We start from the raw sequence: 23,209 nt of genomic DNA on the forward strand, positions 1-23,209 counted from the left end.
TTCAGGCCTCGGGCGTCAAGAGGAAAGTTTTTGTCGCTGGCAGGATACCAGATGCACGTCGCCCAAAGTGCACAGCGGTTTGGGCGACGTGCAATCAGGATCTCGCGCTTTCAAACGCAAACGGCGGACCACAGGATCCGCCGCCAAAGTCCCGGTCTTTGCCAAGCCTACCAGAGATCGTAGCGCAGCCCGAGCTTGACCGTCTGGTAGTCGATGCCCTTGTGAATGTTGAAGGCGCCATTGTCATAAGCGACATATCTGCCGTCCGGCACCGAGAAATATTCATAGCCCAGATCGACGGAAACGTTCTTGGTAACCTGGTAAGATAGCCCGGCGCCAATCGAGTAAGCGAAGTTGAATTTGGCAGCCGTATCGGTTTGGCCATCATACCCTGCAGGGTCATTACAGAAAAACCCGCCCGTTCCGGCAGAGTTTACTGGCGTTTCCACACAATCCTTCGCGCCAATGCTCTTATAATATTTGTTGTAGGCAAGGCCGATACCACCGCCAATATACGGAGTGATCCCAACATAAGTGCCGAGATCGACATAGCCGTTGGCCATGACGCTGTAAGCTTTGTTGCTGCCGTTGTCGAACTGATCGCATGGCTGCGATGCGGGCGCGGAATTGATGGTTCCGAAACCGTCATCTACGAGCGTCGTGCCTTTACAAGTGGTGGCAAGCTTCTGATGATCCGCGAATTTATTGGTCGGCAGGATCCCGCCATTCAGTTCCACCCGAAGATAGTCGTTGACGTGATAGCCCATGCCGACGCTGCCCGTAAAAAGGCTGCTCTCGGACGTAAAGCTGTTCAGGGGCCCGCTCGAGACCTCCTCGTGATCGAATGGGTGGCTGAACGCGTAGCCGACGTCGCCGCGCAAGTACCAACCCGAGCCAACCTCGACCGGCACATAGTCCGGCGCCTGGTCGACATAGATCGGCGGATCGTAATCTGCGGCGAGTGCGGACGTTAGCGGCAACAGGGCGAATGCGCCAAGCGCCAGCGCCGTACGCGATATTGATATCATGGTCCCCGGCTCCCGAATTCCGCGCCGTCAAACAAGCAACGGCGGCCAACGTTTCACGAGCCATTGTTAACCATAGTGGTTAAGTGCCGGTTAAGGCTAACAGAGCGTTAGCGAATTGATTTTCGAACGAGCTGACTTCGGATTGTCTCAAACGAAAACCGCCCGGCTGATACCGGGCGGTCGACGAATTCTGGAAGTCCGAGGCGGTTACTTGGTGTAGATCGGCTCGGGTTCCGGCTGGTAGGCCACCACAGGTGCGGCGCAACCATTGTTGCCGCCGAACTGGTAGCGCAGGCCGCCGCGCACCTCGTGGGTGTTGAAGCCATGGTCGAAGCCCGGCCCGGCGCCCGGCGTGGCGCCGGCTGGACCATATTCGAACATGCGACCGCCCTGGATATGGGAGAAGCGGTAGCCGGCATCGAGGATGACTTTGTCGGTGAGGCAGTAGGAAGCACCGGCCATGACCGCATAGGCGAAGCGCCAGCTGGATGTTCCCGGGTTGGACTCGGTAGCGCCCGGCGTCGGGTCGTAGACAGTATCCCACTTGACGCGCGCGCCACCGATACCGGCGCCAACATAAGGCGTGATGCCGTGCCAGGTGCCGATATCGACATAGGCATTGGCGAGCAGCAGCAAGGCGCTCATCTTCGACGATTCGACCGAGGTCGTGGTAGCATCCGAAGTGCCGCCGCTAAAGTTCGACTTGAACCAGTAGTCGGCGGTCAGGTCGGTGCGGAAGTGTTCGTTGATCTTGTAGCCGACGCCGGCGCCGAGCGAGAATCCGCCCTTGAGCTTGCCATAGTCGAAGGACTTGCTGCCGGCGACCCCGACAGGAGGTCCGCACGGGCAAGGGTCGGCTCCGTAAGTGATGTAGTCGATGTCGCCCACCTTCGACTTGTGGTAGTCGATGTCGCCACGGATGTACCAGCCGCCAACGTCGACCGGTTGCTCGTAGACCGGCGGCGGTGCCTCTTCGACCTGCGGCTCGGGCAGGTCGGCTGCGAACACTGGCCAGGCCAGGCCCGCGAACAGCAGCGCGAACAGGGCCTTTCTTGCTGTATTGAACATGCTTGTCACCCCTAGAAATCCTCGGAACGCCGATCGTGTCCGAATGAGATTGGCTTTCAGGCGTGGATAATGAATTGCAAAAGTTAAAAGGCGTTTAACCCTGTCGATTAACCACGAATCTCTAAAATCCGAGGGATTCGGCAATGATTTCGACAGAAATTGACCGGTTCCGCGGCCAACAAAAAAGCCCGCCGAGGGGCGAGCTTTCGATGCGTTGTCTTCCAGGCGGAGCGCAGATCAGGCGGCGCTGCGGGTTTCCGAAATGACCTCGACGATATCGTTGACGACCGCCTCGACCAGTTGCGGATCGTCACCCTCGGCCATGACACGGATCAGCGGTTCGGTGCCGGATGGACGGATGACGAGGCGCCCCGCCTTGCCGAGGCGATTGCGGGCATCCTCGATCGCGGCCTTGACCGGGGCTTCCTCCAACGGCTTGCCGCCGGCGATGCGAACGTTCTTCAACAATTGCGGCACCGGCTCGAACTTCCTCGACAGTTCGCTCACCGGGCGGCCCTGCCGCTTGATGCAGGCCAGCACCTGCAGCGCCGAGACCAGCCCGTCGCCGGTCGTCGAGAAATCGGACAGAACGATGTGGCCCGACTGCTCGCCGCCGACATTGAGCCCATGCGCGCGCATATGCTCCACGACATAGCGGTCGCCGACCTTGGTGCGGTGCAATTGCAACTTCATGTCGCCGAGGAAGCGTTCGAGGCCGAGATTGGACATGACGGTCGAAACGACGCCACCGCCGGCCAGCCGCCCGCTCTGGTGCCAGGACTCGGCAATAAGCGCCATGATCTGGTCGCCATCGACGATGGCGCCGTTCTCGTCGACGATGACGACACGGTCGGCGTCGCCGTCGAGCGCGATGCCGATGTCGGCGCGCACTTCATGCACCTTCTTCTGCAGCCCGGCCGGATGGGTCGAGCCGCATTCCCTGTTGATGTTGAAGCCGTTGGGTTCGACATTGATGGCCACGACCTCGGCGCCGAGCTCCCACAACGCCTCGGGCGCCACCTTGTAGGCAGCACCGTTGGCGCAATCGACGACGATCCGCAGACCCGAAAGCGACATCGAGCGCGGCAGCGTGCGCTTGGCGAATTCGATGTATCGGTCATGCACGCCGTCGACGCGCTTGGCGCGGCCAAGTCCGTCGGAATCGGCGAGCGCCAGTTCGATATCTTTGTCGAGCATGCTTTCGATGCGTTCTTCGATCTCGTCGGAGAGCTTGTAGCCATCCGGCCCGAACAGCTTGATGCCGTTGTCGTAATAGGGGTTGTGCGAGGCCGAGATCATGACGCCGATGTCGGCGCGCAGCGAGCGTACCAGCATGGCCACCGCCGGGGTCGGGATGGGGCCGAGCAGGAACACGTCCATGCCGGCGGCGCAAAGGCCGGCCACCATCGCGTTTTCGATCATATAGCCGGAAAGCCTGGTGTCCTTGCCGAGCACGACACGATGGCGGTGGCTGCCGCGCTGGAACGAGAGGCCAGCGGCCATGCCGACCCGCATCGCGATTTCGGCGGTCATCGGAAACTTGTTGGCGCGCCCGCGAATGCCGTCCGTGCCGAAGTAATTCCCTGCCATGCTAGCCAGTATCCCTGATTGTCCTTAGCCGGCACGTCATGCCACAATTGGCCGTCGCGCCTCGATCACATTGTGTGATTATATGTTACCAATCCTTAGAAAATCATTGTTGTGCGCTGCACACAACATGGCCACCGCCTAGCATGGGAACACTGTTGCGCCACAATATACCAGTTTTGCGAGCCATTCGGCGCAGATGCACCCTGAAAATTCTTGCCATGTCGGCCCTGACGCCCAAAGATTTCATCACCTTGTCGTTAGAACGCGACTTTCGGCGATATATAAGCCACCTGGCATCTGGCGCAACCGATCGTTGAGCGTTATTGATTCGCTGGGACGTATAATGGGCTGCAGCAACGGAGAAACGCTATGCTCATCCACCGACTTGCCACTCTGACCGGCCTTGCGGTCGCGACGTTGTTCCTGGCGGCGCCAGCCAATGCGCTGACGATGGCCGAGTGCAGCACGAAGTATAACGCCGCCAAGGACGCGGGGACACTTGCCGGGGCGACCTGGAACCAGTTCCGCAAGGCGCAATGCGGTACCGACGCCGCAGCCACCACGGACACCAAGGCGGCCACGACCAAAGCCGCCGAGACGAAGCCGGCCAAGACGACCAAGGCCGCGGCCGCCGCCGATGACGGCGCTGCCAAAGGGCTGACCGCCAAGGAATGCAGCACCAAATACCAGGCGGCCAAGGCCGCGGGCACGCTGAACGGCATGAAGTGGAACGACTTCCGCAAGACCGAATGCGCCGCTGGCGCATCCGCTGCAGCAACCACCACCAAGCCGGCCACCACCAAGGCGGCTGCCGCTCCGGCCGATGGCGGCAAAGGGCTGACCATGGCCGAATGCAGCACCAAGTACCAGGCGGCCAAGACGGCAAACACGTTGAAGGGCCAGAAGTGGAACGACTTCCGCAAGGCCGAATGCGGCGCCGGCGCGTCCGACGATGACAGCGTGCCTGCCCCCAGCGAGGCGACCTACACCAAGGAGCCGGCAAAGCCGACGACGGTTGCACCCAAGGGCGTCACTTTCCCCTCCGCGATCTCGGCGAAATATGCCAGCGAGACCCCCGGAAAGGGCCGCATGCATACCTGCCTCGACCAATATTACGTCCTCAAGGACGCCAACGCGCTCGGCGGCCTGAAGTGGATCCAGAAGGGCGGCGGTTTCTACAGCCTTTGCAACGCCAAGCTGAAGGGCTGACCGCCTAGCCACATTCTCCAAACAAAGGCCCGCGCATCGCAAGATGCGTGGGCCTTTTTGTTGCGCGCTAAAGCGTGCGGCCTGCTCGCATCTGCATACCGGGGAAGGGTCGGCATCATCAATTCGCCCACGCCGATAACTCGCAAAGATTCTGATTGAACATATCAAGAACAAACAGTATACAAAAAGACGTCTGCTTGTTATCAACCAGGAGGGTTTTATGCGCGGTTTGAAATTGGCGGTATTGGCTGTGACGGCATCGGTTGCTTGGAGCGTCGCGCCGGCAAGCGCCCTGACGATGAAGGAATGCGGAGAGACCTATCGAGCAGCCAAGGAAGGCGGCACCCTGAACGGCATGGACTGGTCCGCTTTCCGCAAGGAGAAATGCGCGACATCAGCTACGGAAGGTGCCAGCGCGGATACGGTCAAAACCGAGCCGCAGCCGACAAAGGAAGCCAGCGCGGCGGTCGCTCCCACCGTAGCGCCGGCGGGCGTGACATTCCCGACCACCCTTGCCGCCGAGTTCAAGGCCGAAAAGCCCGCGAAGGCGCGGATGAAGACCTGCCTGCAGGGTTACCACGGCAACAAGGAGGCGGGGACGTTGAACGGCCTTCGCTGGATCCAGAAGGGCGGCGGCTATTACAGCCTTTGCAATGCGCGGCTTAAAGCTGAATCATAAAAATCGAATACGGCGGATAAAGCGGTCACCGTTTTCCGCGGACGTTGGACCTTCATCCTCGGGCTTGTCCCGAGGATCTGCTGTCGCGGGCGACATCTGGGCGCCGGATATGAGTTTGAAAACCGCCAACTCGGTTGCGTTGGCAGGTCCTCGGGACAAGCCCGAGGATGGCGCTCCAACGTACGTCCGGCCGGCTCATGGCGTTCCGTGAACGGTGAACCGCTCTGGCCTAGCTCGACGGCTGTGGCTCCATGCCGCCTTCCGGCTCGGGGCCCTTCTTGCGGCGACCACCGGACTTCGGCACGGCCGAGCCACGGCTGGGCGGTGTGTCGTCGCCAAGATCGCGCGAGGGTTTGTTGCCCGCGATCAACTGCTTGATCTCCTCGCCCGACAGCGTCTCGTATTCGAGCAGGCCTTGCGCCAGCGCGATCCATTCCTTCTTCTTCTTGGTCAGGATGGACTTCGCGGTCGAGTAGGCCTCGTCGATCAGGCGGCGCACTTCGCCGTCAATGATCTGCGCGGTCTCTTCCGAGATGTTCTGCGTGCGCGCCACCGAATGGCCGAGGAACACTTCCTCCTGGTTGTCGCCATAGGCGACATGGCCGAGCTTGTCGGAGAAGCCCCAGCGCGTGACCATGGCGCGCGCCAGCTTGGTCGCCTGCTCGATGTCGGAGGAGGCGCCCGACGTGATATTCTCCTTGCCGAACTTGAACTCCTCGGCGACGCGGCCACCCATCATGATGGCGAGGCGCGAGACCATGTATTTGTAGCTCATGGAGTAGCGGTCGCCTTCCGGCAACTGCATGACCATGCCGAGCGCCCGGCCGCGCGGGATGATTGTCGCCTTGTGCAGCGGATCGGCCGACGGAACGTTGAGCGCCAGGATGGCGTGGCCGGCCTCATGATAGGCGGTCAGCTCCTTCTCGGCCTGCGTCATGGCCGAGGAGCGGCGCTCCGCGCCCATCATGATCTTGTCCTTGGCGTCCTCGAACTCGGCCATGGTGACGAGGCGCTTGTTGCGCCGCGCCGCCATCAGCGCGGATTCGTTGACCAGGTTCATCAGGTCGGCGCCGGAAAAACCGGGCGTGCCACGGGCGACCACCTTGAGGTCGACATTGGGCGCCAGCGGCACGTTGCGCACATGCACCTTGAGGATCTTCTCGCGGCCGACGATGTCGGGGTTGGGCACCACCACCTGGCGGTCGAAACGGCCCGGACGCAGCAGCGCCGGATCGAGCACGTCGGGCCGGTTAGTGGCGGCGATCAGGATGATGCTTTCGTTTGACTCGAAACCATCCATCTCGACCAGCAGCTGGTTCAGCGTCTGCTCGCGTTCGTCATTGCCGCCGCCGAGACCGGCGCCGCGATGACGTCCGACGGCGTCGATTTCGTCGATGAAGATGATGCAGGGCGCGTTCTTCTTGGCCTGGTCGAACATGTCGCGAACACGGGACGCACCGACGCCGACGAACATTTCGACGAAGTCCGAACCCGAAATGGTGAAGAACGGCACGTTGGCTTCGCCAGCGACCGAGCGGGCAAGCAGCGTCTTGCCGGTGCCGGGAGGGCCGACAAGCAGCACGCCGCGCGGAATCTTGCCGCCCAGGCGCTGGAACTTCTGCGGATCGCGCAGGAATTCGACGATCTCTTCCAGATCTTCCTTGGCTTCATCGACGCCGGCGACGTCCTGGAACGTGACGCGGCCATGCGCTTCGGTCAGCAGCTTGGCCTTCGACTTGCCAAAGCCCATGGCGCGCCCGGAACCGGATTGCATCTGGCGCATGAAGAATATCCATACGCCGAGGATGAGGATCATCGGCAGCCAGGAGATCAGGTAGCCGAACAGCGAATTGGAGCCGTCGGTCTCGGGCCGCGCATTGATGGTGACGTTCTTGTCCTGCAGCCGCGAGACCAGTTGGGGATCGCCCGGCGAATAGGTCTGGAAGCCGCTGGAATTGTCGGTGTAGGTGCCGGTGATGCGGGCGCCGGCGATGGTCACCGTCTTGACCCGGCCCGCCGCGACATCCTGCAGGAACTGCGAATAAGGCACATCGCTCGAAGCCCCACGCGTCTGCGGCGTCTGGAACAGATTGAAGAGGGCGATGAGCAGGACCGCTATGATCGCCCAGAGCGCGAGGTTGCGATAATTCGGATTCATCAATTGTCCCGTTGGCGTCCGCGAGCGGACACGCGTCGTGAGAGGAAACTTGGGCCTAACATAGGGAGAGCACCTCCCCTTGCCAAGCAGAACAGCATGTCTGGGTTAAGCTTTCGCGCAGCATCAACCGGCACTGTGGCCGCGCCATGGCAAGGCAGGAAGCGGCGCCGCGCCGATCAACCCTGCCACGGAGCGCGCCAGAGCCAGATCGAAGGACGGCAGGAAGCGGCCAAAGGGAGCAACGACGGGTGAGGCCACGAACCCTTGCGATGCCGGCCAATCGGCAGCAGGCCCACCCCTCTCGGCGGTTTGCTGCAAGGCCGGTTCGGCGGCCAACGCCGCGCGCATCAGGCTTAGCGGAGTTTCGCCCCGGGCGACAGCCAGCCGCTTCGCCGCCGCTGCCCCGAAGGGCGCGATCAACAATGCGTTGCTGGCGTCGTTCAACGTGATCTGACGCCGGCCGTCCCAGATGGTGGCGTCTACCATGGCCGGGGCCACCGGCAAGCCTCGCATCTCCCGGCGCAGGAAGATGCCGGCGCGCCGGAAGTCGACCACCGTCCGCGACAATGTGGCGCAAAGAAATCCGGCCTTCAGCCGGCCGAACAGCGCCTCGCCGCGGGCCTGGTCCGGCGGAAAGGCCATCCCGCCCGAAGTCGCCAGAAGAATGCGCAATGCGTAAACGGCCGCCCGCTCATCGGCCACGCTGAGCAGGGCCGGATCGAGCCGGATGAGGCCCGCTGCCGGCTGGCTGGCAAAGCGCTCGACCAGACAGCCGGCAGCGTCGCCAAGCCGCGTCCGGGCGCCGGCCTCGCGCGCGGCCAATGCCAGCGCCTCGGTCATGCGCCGCGCGCCAGCCTCGCCGGCAAGGGTTGCGCGCATGCGCGGTCGCTCGAAGGCTTCATCCGCATTGGTCGGGTCCTCGGCCCAGCCCACCTGCTGGCGCCGCAGGAAATCGCGCAGCGCCTGGCGCCGCACGCCAAGAAGCGGTCGCACGATCCAGTCGCGCCAGTCATGCAAGGTGGCGGGCGCCATGCCGGCAAGGCCCCGGCCCTCGTCGCCGGCCGCATCGTTGCGGTCACGCCGCATCAGCACGGTCTCGGCCTGGTCATCGGATGTATGTCCGGTCACGATCAGGCCGATGCCTTCCGCCCGGGCGGCGCCCGCCAGCAGCCGGTAGCGCGCCTCGCGCGCCGCCGCCGGCAGGCCGGTCGACGGTTTTTCTCCGGCCCAGGCCAGGATGCGGTGGGCGATGCCGCGTTCGGCGCAAAGCTTCGCCACGGCCCGCGCCTCATCGGCCGAACCTCGCCGCAAGCCGTGGTCGATCGTGACCGCGAGCAGCTTCGCGGACGGTGCGGTTTTGTCGAGATGTTGTTTGAGAAGGAGAAGGAGCGCGGTCGAGTCGCTGCCGCCGGACACGGCCGCAACGGCGCCGTTGGAAAAATCGATATGCGAAAAAATTCCGGTCGAAAGATCAGGCCCGATGTCGAGCATCAATACATGTCGCGCAAGAGGGGTCCCGGTTTTGGGACGACGACATGCCTCGGAAAAGTCAGCACGCAGCCAGGGCCTTCTCCTGCTTGACGCGTTCCTTGAGCGTGGCGGAAATATCGGGGTAACGCTTGCCGACCTCGCTGAAGGTGGCGCAGGCGACATCGTGCTGCTTGAGGCCGACCAGCGACACACCGAGCTTCAACAGCATGTCCGGGGCCTTCTTGGCCTTGGGGTAATCCTTGCTGGCGGCGAGGAACACCTCGGCCGCGTCGCGGTATTTCTGCTGACCAAGCAGCGATTCACCCAGCCAGTAATGCGCGTCCGCCGTCTTGGCGTCCTTGGGGAAGCGGGAGATATGGTCGCGGAAACCCTGTTCGGCGGTGCCGTAGTCGCCCGACAGGATGAACTGGTAGGAGTTGCGGTAGAGCTCTTCGGGATCCTTGGTGGAGGGCAGCGCCGCGACCACCGTGCCGCCGGACTTGCCGGACTTGGCCGGTGCGCCGGTGGCTGGTGCCGTGTCCTGTGCCGGCGCGGTTGCCTGGGTGCTGCCGCCGGCATCGATCACATTGCCATTCTTGTCGACGGTGATGGAACCAAAGGTCTTTTCGGGCGCTCCGGTACCTGGGATCACCTTGCCAGGGTCGCCATCGGGGGACTCGACGATGACGTCCTCGACCGTCTTGCCGCCCGCGGATTGATCGCCGCCGGGCGCGGCGCCGGCATCAGCCGGCGCCTGGGTTGCCGGGGCCGAGGCCACGTCGGTGTTGGTTCCGGTGGTGGCATCGGATTTCTTCTGCGCCGGCGGTTGTCCACCTTGCGAACCGCCTTCGAGCTGCTGAAAGCGGAACTCGTTGTCTTCCTGCTGTTTGCGGATCTGCTCCTGCATCTGCAGGATCTGGAAATTGAGTTCCTCGACCTTGCCGTTCAGCTGCCGCAACTGGTCCTCGAGCCCGGTCACGCCGGCGCCGCTCGACTGCGCGAACTGGACCTGATCCTGCTTTTTCTTCTCACCGAAAAGGCTGGGCAACTCGAGTGTCGGCAGATGGAAGGAAAAGCCGCTCTCGGTTGGTTGCCCGGTACCGCTCGCCAAAGCGGTTACGCCTGATAGGAGCAGCAGCGCCAGGGTGCCGCTCAGAACCGATCTCAAATGCATGTGCCTCTCGCCGTCCAATCGTTAGCTTGTTCGCGCCTTCCAATCGATGTGAGACCAGCCAAGCGCCCTCGGCTCATAGCAGGGCGCGAGACTTCGGCCAAATTTTGTTTCGGGCGTCGGGATATGAAAAAGGCGGCCCGAGGGCCGCCTTTCACAAAGAGGTGTTGTATTTTTGCCGATCAGGAACCGGCGCCGCTGAGCGTGGTGACCGCGCGGCGGTTCTGCGACCAGCAGGAGATGTCGTCGCACACGGCGACCGGGCGTTCCTTGCCGTAGGAAATCGTCTTGAGGCGGCTGGCCGCGACGCCTTTGGAAACCAGGAAGTCGCGGGTGGCCGCGGCGCGGCGGGCACCGAGCGCCAGATTGTATTCGCGCGTGCCGCGTTCGTCGGCATGGCCTTCGACGACGATGGCATACTGCTTGTACTGGTTCAGCCACTGCGCCTGGCGTGACAGCGTCGTCTGCGCATCGGCACGGATCGAGGTCGAGTCCGTGTCGAAGAAGATGCGGTCGCCGATGTTGACGGTGAAGTCCTGCGCCGAGCCCGGCGTTGCCGCGCCCGCGCCGTTGAGGCCAAGATCAGCCGCGTTGTTCGGCGTCTTCTTCGAGGCGCAACCGGCGACGGCGAGCATCGCCACCAGCGCGATCATGACTGGGTTTCTGGTAAGTGCTGCGATACGGCCCATGCCGCCTCTCCTTCGTATTCGAGTGGTCGTGTTTCGAGTGATTTCGTTGATCACCCAGTAACCACGTTTGGGTTAACCGGCATTCAAGAAACACGGTTAAAATTTGGTTTAGGCTGCCCGTCCGCAGCCGTTTCGTCCAAGCCACAGTTGGCGCGGACCCTAGGCGGAAATGCGGCCAAAACGCGACGAGGCTATGAAAAAAGAGGAATTGAAGAACTGACGAATTGAAGAATTGATGAAAAGAATCACTTTAGCCTTTCCCTCAGATTTACCAGCATTCCATAAATGTGGACGTAGGATTGCAACCATTGCTCGCGCTGGGCTTGCGTAATGTAATCAAGATCGAACGCATACGAAATCCATGTCTCTACTTCGCTGCACGATCCCATAGCCATCGAGACGAACCGCGCGAATTCAGCCTTCGAATGGCTCTGCTTGGCGAAGCCTTCGGCAAGGTTGGCGCAGATTGCCTTGCTGGATCGGCGCAACTGGTCGGCTAATGCGTATTGCTCGATTTTCGGGAAACCGAGCGTGGCTCTGTGAACGTCGAGGGAAACTGCATAAGCACGCTTATAGACCTCCAAATCTTTCGCGCGCTTGATGTAGCTACCCTCCGTCTCCATTTTTGCGTTCCACAATTCCTCAATTCTTCAGTTCTTCAATTCCTCAATTCCCCTTCACTCCAGCAGCGGCGACCAGGCCGGATCTGAAGCAAAATTCGCCGTCGGGACCGGCTGCTCGTTGCGACCGCTGAGATCGACGGAAACCAGTTTCGGGCCGCCATTGGAGTCGCGGAAGAACATCAGCACGCGGCCGTTGGGTGCCCAGGTCGGCCCTTCCTGCTGGAAGCCGGACGACAGGATGCGCTCGCCAGAGCCGTCGGTCTTCATGACGCCGATCTGAAATTCGCCGCCGCTCTGCTTGGTGAAGGCGATGAGGTCGCCGCGCGGCGACCACACCGGCGTCGAATAGACGCCGTCGCCGAAGGAGATACGGGTCTGGCCCGAACCGTCGGCGCCCATCACGTAGATCTGCGCGCGACCGCCACGGTCGGAGGTGAACACCACCTTGCTGCCGTCCGGCGAATAGGAGGGCGAGGTGTCGATGGCGGTCGAGTTGGTCAGCCGCGTGGTCGAACGGCTGCGCAGGTCCATGGCGAAGATGTTGGAATTGCCGTCGTCGCGCAGCAGGCTCATGATCACCTTCTGGCCGTCGGGCGAGAAGCGCGGCGCGAACGTCATGCCCGGAAAATTGCCGACCAGTTCGCGTTGCCCGGTCTCGATCTGCAGGAGATAGACCCGGGGCTGGCCGCTCTCATAGGACATGTAGGTGATTTCCTGCCGGTTCGGCGAGAAACGCGGCGTCAGCACGATCGACCTGCCGTCCGAGAGATAGCGCACATTGGCGCCGTCCTGGTCCATGATGGCGAGGCGCTTCTTGCGCGCGTTCTTGGCGCCGGACTCGTCGATGAAGACGACGCGTGTGTCGAAATAGCCCTTCTCGCCGGTGATCTTCTCATAGATCGCATCGGCGATGATGTGGGCGACGCGGCGTTGATTGGCGTCGTTGGCGAAAAACTGCTCGCCGGCCAGCTGCGTGTTGCCAAAAATATCCCACAGCCGGTACTGGGCGCGGATGCGGCCATCCGCTTCCTTGCTGACGCTTCCGGTCACCAGAGCCTGCGCGTTGATGACCTTCCAGTCTTCATAACGGGGAGGGGCGTCGGGGTTCGAGATCTTTTCGACAAAGGCGGCCTTGTCGATCGGCGCGAACAGTCCTGACCGTTTCAGATCGGCTGTGACGATTGCCGATATCTGCGCTCCGAGCTCTCCCTGAAAGTCGGGGATGGCGATCGGCATCGGCTCGACATTGCCTTTGTTGACGTTGAGCTCGAGGGTTGCCCGAGCAGGCAAGGTGGCGACAGAGATTATGCCCATCGCCATCGCGGCGACCATCAGGAGCGGCTTGAGGATGGATTTCATGTCTTCTCGCTTCTCTTGCTGATTTTTGGGTGCTCAGGCTAAAGGCCAAGCATCGCTCTTGGATCGAAGTTGACGCGAACGTCAGACCATATGTCCTGCTTCCCCGCGGGAACCTGCAATCCGGCAACGTCGCATTTCTGCACGGCGCGAACCGCACTGGCGTCGAATTGGGGGTTGCCGCTGGACTTTTCGACAGTCGGGCGGCCTTCCAGCTTGCCCGAGGCGTCCAGGTTGAAGCGGATGACCACGGTGAAATCCTCGGACCCTTCGAGGCCAACCGGAAGGGTCCAGCAATGACCGAGCTGATCTTCCAGGGCCCCCTGCTCCGACTTCGACAGCTTCTGGCCCTGATCCTTGTCACCGCCGAGCGAAGCCTGCTGTGTCGAGCGCTTGGCGCCGCCGCCGGACGGTTTCTGCTTGTCGAGCAGGGCTGATATCTCGTCGGCGTTGTACTGCTTTTCATCGGACTTCGGCTTCGACGAGGCTTCCTTGACCGGCTTCTCGGCATCCTTGCGGTCCGGCGCCTTGGCGCTTTCGGCCTGTGCCGGCTGCGGCTTAGGCCGCGCTTCCGGCGCGGGCGCCGAACTCGGCAGTTGCGTCTCTTCGGTCGGCGGATCCTTGGCTATCGCCTCGGCGACGGCATCCGGCTTGACCTCGGGCGTCGGATCGATGGCCGCGGTCTTGTCCTGCGGCGGCGGGGTCGGCGCCGGCTTGGCCGGTGTCGGCTTGGGTTCCGTCTGCTTGACCGGCTCGGGCTTGACCTCTTCCTTGGGCGTCGGCGCCGGCGCCACTTCCGTCGCCGGAGTGGGTTTCGGCTTTTCCTGCGGTTTCGGCACGTCCTCGGTCTTCGGCTGTTGCTTGGGCGTGGGCGCGGGGGGCGGGGCCGACGTCGTGTCGACCGGTTTCGGCTTGGCTTCCGGCGTTATCGGTTTGTCCGTGTCGGTGCTGTTCTCGCCCACTTTCTGCGCATCGGCCACGATATCGGGACGCTTGGTCGGCGTTGGCGCCGGCTTCTCATGCATCACGGCCTTCTTGTCGCCCTGCAGCGTCTGCGCGATGGCTTCCATCGGCACGATATCGACCGCGACCGACTCCACGTCGGCCGACGGCAGCGCGGCCGGCGCCGACAGCGTGAACAGGCCGAAGGCCAGCGCCGCCGTATGCAGGATCACCGATGTGGTGAGGCCGGTCCTCATCGTGGGTCTATTGATCCTGTTCCTGCAGTGAAACCAGGCCGATGTTCTTGTAGCCAGCGGCCGAAATGCGGGCCATGACCTTCATCGCCGTGCCGTAGTCGGTCGACTTGTCGCCACGAATGAAGATGCGTTCCTCGTAGCCGGTCTTGGAAATCGCCTGCAGCTTGGCGACCAACTCGTCCATCGGGATCTCGGTCTCCTGCAGGAAAATCTTGCCGGTGGCGTCGATCGAAACGGTGATCGGCTGCGTGTCGGCGTTCATCGCCTTGGCCTGCGTGTCCGGCAGATCGATCGGCACGCCGACCGTCAGCATGGGTGCCGCGACCATGAAGATGATCAAAAGCACCAACATCACGTCGACCATCGGCGTGACGTTGATTTCCGACATCAGCGCGTGATGGCGGCCGCGCCGCCTGTGGCCGCGCCCGCCGCGTCCTCCACCCATGCCTACGGACATACCCATCAGTTACTCCTCAGGCCTTCGGCGCGACTTTTTCATCGATTTGGCGCGAGAGTATGGCGGAGAACTCGTCGGAGAACCCTTCCATGCGCACCGCGATCTTGCTCGCGTCGGACGACAGCTTGTTGTAGGCGATGACCGCGGGAATGGCGGCGAGCAGGCCGATGGCCGTCGCCAGCAGCGCCTCGGCGATGCCGGGCGCGACCACCGCCAGGCTGGTGTTCTTGGAACCGGCAATGGCCTGGAACGAGGTCATGATGCCGATGACGGTGCCGAACAGGCCGATGAAGGGCGCCGCCGAGCCGGTGGTGGCGAGGAAGCCGAGGCGGCCTTCGAGCTTCTCCATCTCGCGGGTCAGCGCCAGGTCCATGGCCTTGTCGATACGGGTCTGCAGGCCGAGCGGCGACTTGGCGCCTTTCTCGAAACTCTTCTTCCATTCGCGCATGGCGGCAACGAAAATGGCGCCCATGCCTGTCGTCTTGCGGTCGGCGAGGGTGCGGTAGAGCTCCTCCAGCGACTGCCCGGACCAGAAGACCTGCTCGAAGCGGTTCAGCGCCAGCCGCATGCGGCCATAGGCGACCAGCTTGTCGACGATGATCGCCCAGGTCCACACCGAGGCGCAGAGCAGCCCGATCATGACCAGCTTGACCACCCAGCTGGCCTGCATGAACAGCGCCCAAATCGACAATTGCGCGCCCGGGTCGGCGAGTGCGATATTTTCCATCGTTACGTCCTTAAGATTTCCGGGCGAAGCTGGCGGCTGGCCCATGGCATCCCTTGTGGTCGGTTCGCACGAAGCTACCGGACACCCCAAACCGTGCCGTTAGCGGCCTTTTCGGGGCAAATATTGGTGAAAGGAAGGCGTTGGATAACGCCAATCTTCACCAATCTCTTCATGAACCGTTATGGTTAAGGATGGGTTAGTATATAAGGCGCGGCGCATTGCCGCGCCCGGGAGTATGGCGACCAGTATTTGCGCGCATGGCAACCGGCATTTACCGGCGGTCGAGACCAGACCGGCGGTCTAGCCGGAGGTCTTTGGCATAAACGCCGCGACCCATTCTTTTGGAAACCGGCGCGGCCGGCCGTTCTCGCCGATGATCGCCGCCTCGACCTTGGCCTCGACCAGCACCTCGTCGCCCCGCTTGAGCTGCTGCGCCATGAAGATGCGCGCTCCGGAAATCTCCTGCGTGCGGGTGTCGACGGTCAGAATGTCATCGATGCGGGCGGGGACGCGAAAGTCGATCTCCATGCGGCGCACCACCCACACGATCTTCTCGCCATGCTTGCCTTCGGCGAGTTCGGTGTGATGCACGCCGGTGAGCCTGAGATAGTCGGAGCGGCCGCGCTCGAGGAATTCGAGATAGCGCGCGTGGTAGACGACGCCCGAGAAGTCGGTGTCGGCATAATAGACCCGCGCCATCAGCCGGTGGCCGGACGTCGTCAGCGCGCCGGAGAGCCCAGCCAGCAATGCCGTGGATTCACCATGATCGCCCATTGCGCTTCCCTTTTGGATGCCGACACGGCAGGTATTTTTGGCGCAATGATCCGATGGCACTGTTGACGACGATGATCAAGACCTTGACGGCAGTCGTGCTGGCGCTGGCGGCTTCGACACTTTCGGGTGAGGCGGCGACCTTCTCGATGAAGCGCGGTCTCAACCTCGACCAATGGATCACCTGGCCGGGCGAGGATCAGTGGCGCGATGCCAAAACCATCCTGCCCTACCCGGAATGGCGCAAGTTCCTCAATGAGGATGACCTCAAGGCGCTGAAGGATGCCGGCTTCGATTTCCTGCGCATGCCCGTCGATCCGTCGCCTTTCCTCTCGGACAAGACATCCGGCCTTCGCGACGAGCTCTATGCCAGCGTGCTGGACTCGGCGCGCATGATCAACCGCGCCGGGCTGAAGGTCATCGTCGACATGCACCTGATCCCGGCCGGCGGCAGCCGCAAGATCGGCATGGCTGAGGTGATGGACGACCCCGTGACCTTCGACCGCTACGTCGAGATGGTGCGCCGCATGGCGCGCACGCTGGCGGGCGAGGATCCTGGAAAGGTCGCTTTCGAACCGATGAACGAACCGATCGTCGATTGCGACAGCGACGGCACCAGCCTGTGGCCCGACCGCCAGCGCAAGCTGTTCGCCGCGGCGCGCGCCTCGGCGACGAAATTGACGCTGATCCTGACCGGAGCCTGCTATTCTTCTGCCTCGTCGCTGCAGAAGATCGACCCGAAGGCGATCCCCGACGACAACGTCATCTGGACCTTCCATTCCTACGATCCGTTCCTGCTCACCCACCAGGGCGCGACCTGGGCTGGCGACTTCATCCCTTACGTGACCGGCCTGCCCTATCCGCTGACGGCGGTGCCCAAGGCTGAGCTCGACGTGACGCTCGACACCATCCGCGCGCGGATCAAGGCCGAGGCGCCATGGGCGAGGCAGAGCGGACTGCTTGCCTATCTCGACGAGCAGGTCGCCAGCATGGACAGCCCCGACAGGCTGCTTGGCCTGATGGACGCGCCGTTCAAGGCCGTCGAAGCCTGGGCGAAGGCCAACGGCATCAAGCCGGAAGACATCACGCTGGGCGAGTTCGGCATGATCCGCCAGGAATACGGCAATGCCTATGTCATGCCGGCGCAATACCGTGCCGCCTATGTCAGGGACATGATCGCGCGCGCCGAGGCGCACGGCTTTTCATGGTCGGTGTGGAGCTATGGCGGCGCCTTCGGCATCGTCGATGCCTTCAATGGCGACAAGGCCGAGCCTGACGTTATGGACGCGATCCGAAGCCTGCCCTGAAGTGCCGGTCAGCCGAGGTCGATCTGCAGGATTTCCGGGCGCATGCCGAAACGGATGGGCAGGTTGCTGAAGCCGAGCCCGCCCGAGACGATCAGATTGCGGTCGTTCTCCACGACATGGCCATAGGCATACCGATTGCCGTACTGCGACGGCACGATGGGCGAATAGCCGAACAGCCGCACCTGCCCGCCATGGGTGTGTCCCGACAGCGTCAGCGACACACGCCACGGCACTTTTGGAAATATGTCCGGCTCGTGCGCCAGCAGGATGACAGGCGAGGCGTCGCTGACCTTGGCCAGCGTGCCGTCGAGATCGTCCAGTCCCCTCGGAGGCTCGTGCTTCCTTTTCGGCAACAGCGCCAACTGGTCGGCAAGGCCGGCGATCCACACGCCATGTCCGTCCTTTTCCAGGCGCACGGCGTCGTTCTCCAGCACCGGGATGCCGGCCTTCTCCAGGGCCTTGCGTGCGATCGTCGGGCCAACCTCGGCACGCTGCGCGAACCCGTCGGCCCACCAGTCGTGATTGCCGAGGATCGACAGCACGCCGAGCGGCGCCTTGAGGCCCGACAGGGCACCAGCCCATTCCGGCGGCGTCACCCTTTGCGACACCAGGCGCATGCCGGCGATGTAGTCGCCGAGCAGCACGATCAGGTCCGGCTGCAAGGCATTCGCCTCCTCGGCAAGCGAGGCAATCCGTTCCGGCGTCATCCACGGCCGGCAGGCATGGATGTCGGCGAGCGCGACGACGCGCAGCTTCAGGCCGTCAGGCCAATGCGGCGGCGTCAGCGCATAGCGCTTCACATGCGTCAGCAGCATCGGCTCGATGCCGACGGCATAGGCGCTGAACGAGGCAACCGACAGGAACGACCCGCCGATGAAGCGCAGGAATCCGCGTCTGGTTATCATTGGTTGGCTCCGGCACCTGGATCGTTCACCCATGCCCTGAAGGCAGCGGGCCGATACAATCCATGAATACGCCGGCAAGCCGGCGAAGATGAGGAGAATTTGCGCAGGCCCGTTCACTGATGCTTGATCACGGGTCCGGGAACCCGTCGCTGATCGCTTGCCCGGCTATTCTTCCTGGAACAGGTTGATCTGCTGTTGCGCAAGATCCTTTGGCGCATCGAGGCCCAGATGACGCCAGGCATTGGCGGTCAGCATGCGGCCGCGCGGCGTGCGCTGGATGAAGCCCTGCTGGATCAGATAGGGCTCGATAATGTCCTCGATGGCGTCGCGCGGCTCGGACAGGCCGGCCGCGATCGTCTCGATGCCGACCGGCCCGCCACCGAAATTGCGGGCGATCATCGAGAGGTAGCGGCGGTCAAGCGCGTCGAGGCCGAGTGCGTCGACCTCGAGCCGGGTCAAGGCTTCGTCGGCGACCAGCCGGTCGACATGGCCGTCGCCGGCGACCGAGGCGAAATCGCGCACGCGGCGCAACAGCCGGCCGGCGATGCGCGGCGTGCCGCGCGCGCGCCGCGCGATCTCGAGCGCGCCGTCGTCGCCGAGCGGCATCTGCAGGATGCGGGCGCCGCGCCGCACGATCTGCTCCAGCTCCTCGACCGTGTAGAAATTGAGCCGCACCGGAATGCCGAAGCGGTCGCGCAGCGGATTGGTGAGCAGGCCAAGCCGCGTGGTGGCGGCGACCAGCGTGAAACGGGCAAGGTCGATCTTGACCGAGCGCGCCGCCGGCCCCTCGCCGATGATCAGGTCGAGCTGGAAATCCTCCATCGCCGGATAGAGGATTTCCTCCACCGCCGGGTTGAGCCGGTGGATCTCGTCGATGAACAGCACGTCGCCTTCCTCGAGATTGGTGAGCAGGGCCGCGAGATCGCCGGCCTTGGCGATAACCGGGCCGGAGGTTGAGCGGAAATTGACGCCGAGCTCACGCGCCATGATCTGCGCCAGCGTCGTCTTGCCTAGCCCCGGCGGTCCGACGAACAGCACATGGTCGAGCGCTTCCTTGCGGCCCTTGGCGGCCTCGATGAAGACTTTGAGGTTTGCCCGCACCGCCGCCTGGCCGACGAAATCGTCAAGCGTCTGCGGCCGCAGGGTCTGCTCGGCATCCTCGCCGCGTTTGTCGGGAGCAATGAGGCGGGGAGAAAGGCTCATGCCAGCAATTCCATGCTTGCGATGGACCTTGCAGCCCGCTGATCGAAAGTGACCGTGTGGGAACAGCCCGCATTTCGGTTGTGTTCGGCGATGAGCGCATCGGAAAAGTCAACCTGCGGCATGTTGGACCTTTCGAGCGCGATCACGATGGCATCGAAATCCTCGAACACCAACGTTCTGATTTTCAGCAGCCTTTGGACTGCCGCAAGGACTTGTTCCTTGGACATCCTGTAGCGAGAAATGAGCGACCAACTGAACTCGACCAGGACAATCAGACTGACAAAGCCTGGGGTATCCTCACTAAGACCTTTGCCGAAAGCCAAGGCTTTTGCCCTTTGCTCGGCATCATCGTTCAGTACCATTCGAAGCAGAACGTTCGTATCGATGCCTATCGACGTCACGCGTCGCCCTCACGCCCGCCATTCGGCGCACCCCCGACAACATGCCGCCCAACCGCGTCCCGAACCTCGGCATCGATTTCCTCGAACGAAGCCGGACCGCCGGGTGGATCTCCCAGGAATCCGGCGAGGTCAGCAAAGTCGAGATTGCGCGGCGTTCCGATCAAGTAGCCATCCACCACCGTCCAGGCGATCATGTCACCGGCCTTGAGCGACAACGCATCCCTGACGTCCTTTGGGATGGTAAGCTGGCCTTTCGATGTCAGGCTTGCATAAGCACCCATTCTTCTTACTTTCTAAGAAATTCCTTACAAAACATATTGTAGTTGGAATTTTGTTTTCAAGCAATCACCGCGCCAGTTCCCTCAGCCCGAAGCGGATGAGCTTCGAGGCATCGGCATCCTCGCCCGCGGTCTTCAGCGCGGCCGACACCGCATTGGCGGCGGTGTCGCGGGAATAGCCGAGATTGACCAGCGCCGAGACGGCGTCGGTGATCGGCGCCGGCGCCACGCCTTCGCCGAGCTCCTGTTTCAGGCCGATCGTGCCGGAGGCAGCGCCGGCATAGGCCGGCGCCTTGGCCTTCAATTCGGTGACGATGCGCTCGGCCACCTTCTTGCCGACACCGGGCGCACGCGAAACCATGGCGATGTCGCGCAACGCGATGGCATTGGCGAGGTCGGCCGGCGCCAGCGTCGACAGGATGGCGAGCGCCACCTTGGCGCCGACACCCGGCACATTGTTCATCAGCAGCCGGAACCATTCGCGCTCGAGTTGCGACTGGAAACCATAGAGCCGGATCATGTCCTCGCGCACATAGGTCTCGATGAACAGCACCACCGCTTCGCCGGGCGAAGGCAGTGCGGCAAGCGTGCGGGTCGAGCAGTAAGCGACATATCCGACGCCGTGGATATCGACGAGACAATGGTCTTCGTCGATATCGTCGAGCGTGCCCTTGAGCTTGCCGATCATGCCAGATCTTTCATGGAAGATAGGCCCCTCATGGGTGCGTTTCCGGAGAGATGATATCGATGTCGGGGAAGTAACTGCGATAACGCGCGGCGTCTCGGGTCAAAAGACGATGTCCGGCAACGGCCGCATGAGCGCCAATAAAGAAATCAGGCAGGGTGCGCTCCCGAACACCGCCGGCCCGGCGGTAGCGGGAATGCGTGACGCCCGCAAGGAATGCAGCGTCCCAAGGTACAAGTTGGCGATCCATCTCGAGCATGTCGACCGCTTTTCGAAGCGCCGTCTCCGTCGCGATCAGCGGCGCCAACTCGGACCAGACGATGGTATTGACGACCAATGCGCCGTCGCCTCGGCACAGGGCGATTTTAGACGCTGACCATTTTCTCAGAGGCCCGGCTGGCCCCCAAACATCGATCAGGACATTGGTGTCAATCAACGTCGAGATCTTCACGCGGGCCTCTCAACCACTCCATGTACTGGTCGCTGGTCATGCCCCCCAGATCCAATGTCCCCTCCATTTGGTCGAGAACATTGCTGAACCTGCGCAATTTCTCCTCCTCGGAGAGGTCCCCGTCGACGGCAACCAGCCGGACGTCCCCATTGGTGGCCACGAACTCCACCTCGGAGCCGGGCCCTATGCCCAGATGGTCCCTTATAGGTTTGGGGATCGTGACCTGCCCCTTGACGGTGACGCGCATGGTAATACCTCTGCGGTATTACTTACCCTATAGCCATGAACAAGTCAAGAACATCACTAACCGGCGAGCGCCAGCCGATAGGCGGCACTTTGCCGGTGATGCGCGTGGCAAATCGCGATGGCCAGCGCGTCGGCGGCGTGTTCGGTGTCGAAGATCGCTTTCGGCAACAGCACCTTCACCATCATGTGGATCTGCTTCTTGTCGCCATGACCGACGCCGATCACCGCTTTCTTCACCGCATTGGGCGCGTATTCGGCGACGACGAGGCCCGCCCGCGCCGGCACCAGCATGGCGATGCCGCGCGCCTGGCCGAGTTTCAGCGTCGCCACGGCGTCCTTGTTGACGAAGGTCTGTTCGACCGCGGCCTCATGCGGCATGGCCTGGTGCAGGATTTCGGCGAGCCCGTCATGCAGTTGACAGAGCCGCGTCGCCAGCGCCGCCTTGTCTTCGGAGCGCACGGTGCCCGAAGCGACGAAGCGCAAGGAATTGCCGAGGCTCTCGACTATGCCCCAGCCGGTGCGCCTGAGCCCCGGATCGATACCGATGATGCGAATCGCGTCCCCCATGCCGTGAGTGTACCTCCGGCGGACAGCGATGCCAGCGAAAAGTGAACAAACCGGAAACGACCGCCCGCCAACAGGGGAAGGCTTCGACGTTTCTCAGTTACGGGCGAAGGCGGTGTTGAGGAGGCTGATCTGGTCCGAGACCGGATTGGGCCGGCGAGCCACGGGCTGCATGTCGACCATCGCGCCGGCGCCATAAATCTCTTCGTCCATGCGGCGCACCAGGGCCTGCAGGCGCAGCGACCGATTGACGAGGTCGAGGAAATCGTTCGGCAGTTCAGCCCAGCCGGCCGCCTCGTCATGGGCGGAAGCGGTGTCGAGGCGCACCTTCGACTTTTCCGAAGCGACCTGATCGCGCGTCATCTCGCCGGAATTCGCCGCGCGCTGCAAAAGCAGCCATGAGGCGACCTGCATCAGCCTGGTTGTCAGCCGCATCGATTCGGCCGCGTAGAGCGTGGCCGCCAGCCGCGACAGTTTCTTGGCCTCGGCCCGGCCTTTGCCGTCGAGATACTCCGCCGCCTGTTCAACCAGGCCCATGCCTTCCTGGTAAAGCGGTTTGAAGGAGTGCGAAAACACCCGGCGTTCCGCCAGCTTGACGGTTTTCGCAATGCCCTTCGACGGCTCGTTCATTGATAACGCCCCTGCACTTGCAACCGGCCGATTCGGCTCTGTGCCGATACACCCGTGACCTTATAAAACTGAAGCTTGAAAATGCGCTTCGTCCGGGGTGAAGGCAAGTACATGTTTAACAGAAGGTTAACGGCGACCGGCGTCGCGGGATGCCGCCGGAACGCGGACAAAAAAAGAGCCGCGGATAAGGCGGCTCTCAGGAGTTTAACAGGGAGGCGTCAAACAAAGTGGCTCCAACCACTCGGTAAGAATCCAGATCACTGGATGGACATAGTAAACGCCTGTAAAGCTTAATGAACCCTTAACATCCCTGATATTTTTTGACCCGACACGCTGCTCCTGTG

Annotated in this window: 25 protein-coding genes; 3 read left to right on the forward strand and 22 right to left on the reverse strand. The window is 62.5% G+C overall.

All coding sequences use genetic code 11. The annotated features are described in order from the left end of the window. Positions 1-167 precede the first annotated feature (167 nt). From FJ948_RS05445 to glmM, 3 genes are all read right to left on the reverse strand, one after another. Positions 168-1,028, reverse strand: coding sequence for an outer membrane beta-barrel protein (locus FJ948_RS05445; protein WP_140702346.1), 861 nt, complete (start codon positions 1,026-1,028; stop codon positions 168-170). 207 nt (positions 1,029-1,235) lie between these two features. Continuing rightward, complete coding sequence (locus FJ948_RS05450; RefSeq protein ID WP_140702348.1) at positions 1,236-2,096, reverse strand: outer membrane protein; 861 nt, start codon at positions 2,094-2,096, stop codon at positions 1,236-1,238. Between the two features lie 237 nt (positions 2,097-2,333). Then, entirely contained in the window at positions 2,334-3,686 is a 1,353-nt protein-coding gene (glmM, locus tag FJ948_RS05455) for a phosphoglucosamine mutase (protein ID WP_140702350.1), read from the reverse strand. A gap of 369 nt (positions 3,687-4,055) precedes the next feature. Here glmM and FJ948_RS05460 point away from each other — a divergent pair, with 369 nt between their 5' ends. Continuing rightward, positions 4,056-4,895, forward strand: a complete 840-nt coding sequence (locus tag FJ948_RS05460; RefSeq protein ID WP_140702352.1) for a hypothetical protein — start codon at positions 4,056-4,058, stop codon at positions 4,893-4,895. Between the two features lie 220 nt (positions 4,896-5,115). Then, entirely contained in the window at positions 5,116-5,574 is a 459-nt protein-coding gene (locus FJ948_RS05465) for a hypothetical protein (RefSeq protein WP_140702353.1), read from the forward strand. Positions 5,575-5,803: 229 nt separating this feature from the next. Here FJ948_RS05465 and ftsH read toward each other — a convergent pair whose 3' ends face one another. From ftsH to ybgC, 10 genes are all read right to left on the reverse strand, one after another. After that, positions 5,804-7,732: an ATP-dependent zinc metalloprotease FtsH gene (gene ftsH / locus FJ948_RS05470; protein ID WP_140702355.1), complete on the reverse strand. Its 1,929-nt coding sequence runs from the start codon at positions 7,730-7,732 to the stop codon at positions 5,804-5,806. Positions 7,733-7,855: 123 nt separating this feature from the next. Further along, positions 7,856-9,223, reverse strand: a complete 1,368-nt coding sequence (gene tilS / locus FJ948_RS05475; RefSeq protein ID WP_140702357.1) for a tRNA lysidine(34) synthetase TilS — start codon at positions 9,221-9,223, stop codon at positions 7,856-7,858. A 58-nt stretch (positions 9,224-9,281) separates the two neighbouring features. Continuing rightward, positions 9,282-10,376 (reverse strand): tol-pal system protein YbgF, encoded by a 1,095-nt coding sequence (gene ybgF / locus FJ948_RS05480; protein ID WP_140702358.1) that lies wholly within the window; start codon positions 10,374-10,376, stop codon positions 9,282-9,284. A 179-nt stretch (positions 10,377-10,555) separates the two neighbouring features. Next, on the reverse strand, positions 10,556-11,062 hold the full coding sequence (gene pal / locus FJ948_RS05485; protein WP_140702360.1) for a peptidoglycan-associated lipoprotein Pal: 507 nt from the start codon (positions 11,060-11,062) through the stop codon (positions 10,556-10,558). A 245-nt stretch (positions 11,063-11,307) separates the two neighbouring features. After that, entirely contained in the window at positions 11,308-11,685 is a 378-nt protein-coding gene (locus FJ948_RS05490) for a four helix bundle protein (RefSeq protein WP_140702361.1), read from the reverse strand. A gap of 54 nt (positions 11,686-11,739) precedes the next feature. After that, on the reverse strand, positions 11,740-13,044 hold the full coding sequence (tolB, locus tag FJ948_RS05495; RefSeq protein ID WP_140702362.1) for a Tol-Pal system beta propeller repeat protein TolB: 1,305 nt from the start codon (positions 13,042-13,044) through the stop codon (positions 11,740-11,742). Between the two features lie 38 nt (positions 13,045-13,082). Then, a complete protein-coding gene (locus FJ948_RS05500) occupies positions 13,083-14,240 on the reverse strand; it encodes a TonB family protein (protein ID WP_140702363.1) in 1,158 nt (385 codons plus the stop codon). A 7-nt stretch (positions 14,241-14,247) separates the two neighbouring features. After that, positions 14,248-14,703 (reverse strand): protein TolR, encoded by a 456-nt coding sequence (gene tolR / locus FJ948_RS05505; protein ID WP_140702364.1) that lies wholly within the window; start codon positions 14,701-14,703, stop codon positions 14,248-14,250. A 10-nt stretch (positions 14,704-14,713) separates the two neighbouring features. Further along, the gene (tolQ, locus tag FJ948_RS05510) at positions 14,714-15,424 is read right to left on the reverse strand and encodes a protein TolQ (protein WP_140702365.1); all 711 of its coding nucleotides are present in this window, start codon (positions 15,422-15,424) and stop codon (positions 14,714-14,716) included. A gap of 300 nt (positions 15,425-15,724) precedes the next feature. Then, the gene (gene ybgC, locus FJ948_RS05515) at positions 15,725-16,198 is read right to left on the reverse strand and encodes a tol-pal system-associated acyl-CoA thioesterase (RefSeq protein WP_140702366.1); all 474 of its coding nucleotides are present in this window, start codon (positions 16,196-16,198) and stop codon (positions 15,725-15,727) included. 53 nt (positions 16,199-16,251) lie between these two features. Here ybgC and FJ948_RS05520 point away from each other — a divergent pair, with 53 nt between their 5' ends. Further along, complete coding sequence (locus FJ948_RS05520) at positions 16,252-17,502, forward strand: cellulase family glycosylhydrolase (protein ID WP_140702367.1); 1,251 nt, start codon at positions 16,252-16,254, stop codon at positions 17,500-17,502. A gap of 8 nt (positions 17,503-17,510) precedes the next feature. On the opposite strand, the gene FJ948_RS05525 is transcribed toward FJ948_RS05520, so the two are convergent. The 9 genes from FJ948_RS05525 to FJ948_RS05565 form a co-directional block, all read right to left on the reverse strand. After that, the gene (locus FJ948_RS05525) at positions 17,511-18,407 is read right to left on the reverse strand and encodes a metallophosphoesterase (protein WP_140702369.1); all 897 of its coding nucleotides are present in this window, start codon (positions 18,405-18,407) and stop codon (positions 17,511-17,513) included. A gap of 165 nt (positions 18,408-18,572) precedes the next feature. Continuing rightward, on the reverse strand, positions 18,573-19,610 hold the full coding sequence (gene ruvB / locus FJ948_RS05530; RefSeq protein WP_140702370.1) for a Holliday junction branch migration DNA helicase RuvB: 1,038 nt from the start codon (positions 19,608-19,610) through the stop codon (positions 18,573-18,575). Further along, positions 19,607-20,011, reverse strand: coding sequence for a type II toxin-antitoxin system VapC family toxin (locus FJ948_RS05535; protein ID WP_210242264.1), 405 nt, complete (start codon positions 20,009-20,011; stop codon positions 19,607-19,609). Before FJ948_RS05535 ends, ruvB begins: the two co-directional genes overlap by 4 nt. Further along, a complete protein-coding gene (locus FJ948_RS05540) occupies positions 20,008-20,292 on the reverse strand; it encodes an AbrB/MazE/SpoVT family DNA-binding domain-containing protein (RefSeq protein ID WP_140702371.1) in 285 nt (94 codons plus the stop codon). The genes FJ948_RS05535 and FJ948_RS05540 overlap by 4 nt, the downstream gene beginning before the upstream one ends. 64 nt (positions 20,293-20,356) lie before the next feature. After that, on the reverse strand, positions 20,357-20,977 hold the full coding sequence (ruvA, locus tag FJ948_RS05545) for a Holliday junction branch migration protein RuvA (RefSeq protein WP_140702372.1): 621 nt from the start codon (positions 20,975-20,977) through the stop codon (positions 20,357-20,359). Between the two features lie 28 nt (positions 20,978-21,005). Further along, positions 21,006-21,425, reverse strand: a complete 420-nt coding sequence (locus FJ948_RS05550) for a type II toxin-antitoxin system VapC family toxin (RefSeq protein ID WP_140702374.1) — start codon at positions 21,423-21,425, stop codon at positions 21,006-21,008. Continuing rightward, a complete protein-coding gene (locus FJ948_RS05555; RefSeq protein ID WP_140702376.1) occupies positions 21,403-21,672 on the reverse strand; it encodes an AbrB/MazE/SpoVT family DNA-binding domain-containing protein in 270 nt (89 codons plus the stop codon). Before FJ948_RS05555 ends, FJ948_RS05550 begins: the two co-directional genes overlap by 23 nt. A gap of 56 nt (positions 21,673-21,728) precedes the next feature. Next, on the reverse strand, positions 21,729-22,238 hold the full coding sequence (gene ruvC, locus FJ948_RS05560) for a crossover junction endodeoxyribonuclease RuvC (protein ID WP_140702378.1): 510 nt from the start codon (positions 22,236-22,238) through the stop codon (positions 21,729-21,731). A 93-nt stretch (positions 22,239-22,331) separates the two neighbouring features. Then, positions 22,332-22,865, reverse strand: a complete 534-nt coding sequence (locus FJ948_RS05565) for a DUF1465 family protein (protein WP_140702380.1) — start codon at positions 22,863-22,865, stop codon at positions 22,332-22,334. Positions 22,866-23,209 lie beyond the last annotated feature (344 nt).

Source organism: Mesorhizobium sp. B2-3-12, assembly GCF_006442205.1.
GTDB lineage: Bacteria > Pseudomonadota > Alphaproteobacteria > Rhizobiales > Rhizobiaceae > Mesorhizobium.

Bases quoted from the DNA above. Each gene is read 5' to 3' on its own strand.
- FJ948_RS05555 (WP_140702376.1), bottom strand. From the start codon at position 21,672: ATGCGCGTCACCGTCAAGGGGCAGGTCACGATCCCCAAACCTATAAGG.
- FJ948_RS05525 (WP_140702369.1), bottom strand. From the start codon at position 18,407: ATGATAACCAGACGCGGATTCCTGCGCTTCATCGGCGGGTCGTTCCTG.
- ftsH (WP_140702355.1), bottom strand. From the start codon at position 7,732: ATGAATCCGAATTATCGCAACCTCGCGCTCTGGGCGATCATAGCGGTC.
- tolQ (WP_140702365.1), bottom strand. From the start codon at position 15,424: ATGGAAAATATCGCACTCGCCGACCCGGGCGCGCAATTGTCGATTTGG.
- ruvA (WP_140702372.1), bottom strand. From the start codon at position 20,977: ATGATCGGCAAGCTCAAGGGCACGCTCGACGATATCGACGAAGACCAT.
- FJ948_RS05450 (WP_140702348.1), bottom strand. From the start codon at position 2,096: ATGTTCAATACAGCAAGAAAGGCCCTGTTCGCGCTGCTGTTCGCGGGC.
- ruvB (WP_140702370.1), bottom strand. From the start codon at position 19,610: ATGAGCCTTTCTCCCCGCCTCATTGCTCCCGACAAACGCGGCGAGGAT.
- FJ948_RS05490 (WP_140702361.1), bottom strand. From the start codon at position 11,685: ATGGAGACGGAGGGTAGCTACATCAAGCGCGCGAAAGATTTGGAGGTC.
- glmM (WP_140702350.1), bottom strand. From the start codon at position 3,686: ATGGCAGGGAATTACTTCGGCACGGACGGCATTCGCGGGCGCGCCAAC.
- ybgF (WP_140702358.1), bottom strand. From the start codon at position 10,376: ATGCATTTGAGATCGGTTCTGAGCGGCACCCTGGCGCTGCTGCTCCTA.
- FJ948_RS05445 (WP_140702346.1), bottom strand. From the start codon at position 1,028: ATGATATCAATATCGCGTACGGCGCTGGCGCTTGGCGCATTCGCCCTG.
- tilS (WP_140702357.1), bottom strand. From the start codon at position 9,223: ATGCTCGACATCGGGCCTGATCTTTCGACCGGAATTTTTTCGCATATC.
- FJ948_RS05540 (WP_140702371.1), bottom strand. From the start codon at position 20,292: ATGGGTGCTTATGCAAGCCTGACATCGAAAGGCCAGCTTACCATCCCA.
- FJ948_RS05465 (WP_140702353.1), top strand. From the start codon at position 5,116: ATGCGCGGTTTGAAATTGGCGGTATTGGCTGTGACGGCATCGGTTGCT.
- tolB (WP_140702362.1), bottom strand. From the start codon at position 13,044: ATGAAATCCATCCTCAAGCCGCTCCTGATGGTCGCCGCGATGGCGATG.
- FJ948_RS05460 (WP_140702352.1), top strand. From the start codon at position 4,056: ATGCTCATCCACCGACTTGCCACTCTGACCGGCCTTGCGGTCGCGACG.
- FJ948_RS05500 (WP_140702363.1), bottom strand. From the start codon at position 14,240: ATGAGGACCGGCCTCACCACATCGGTGATCCTGCATACGGCGGCGCTG.
- ruvC (WP_140702378.1), bottom strand. From the start codon at position 22,238: ATGGGGGACGCGATTCGCATCATCGGTATCGATCCGGGGCTCAGGCGC.
- FJ948_RS05520 (WP_140702367.1), top strand. From the start codon at position 16,252: ATGGCACTGTTGACGACGATGATCAAGACCTTGACGGCAGTCGTGCTG.
- pal (WP_140702360.1), bottom strand. From the start codon at position 11,062: ATGGGCCGTATCGCAGCACTTACCAGAAACCCAGTCATGATCGCGCTG.
- tolR (WP_140702364.1), bottom strand. From the start codon at position 14,703: ATGGGTATGTCCGTAGGCATGGGTGGAGGACGCGGCGGGCGCGGCCAC.
- FJ948_RS05565 (WP_140702380.1), bottom strand. From the start codon at position 22,865: ATGAACGAGCCGTCGAAGGGCATTGCGAAAACCGTCAAGCTGGCGGAA.
- ybgC (WP_140702366.1), bottom strand. From the start codon at position 16,198: ATGGGCGATCATGGTGAATCCACGGCATTGCTGGCTGGGCTCTCCGGC.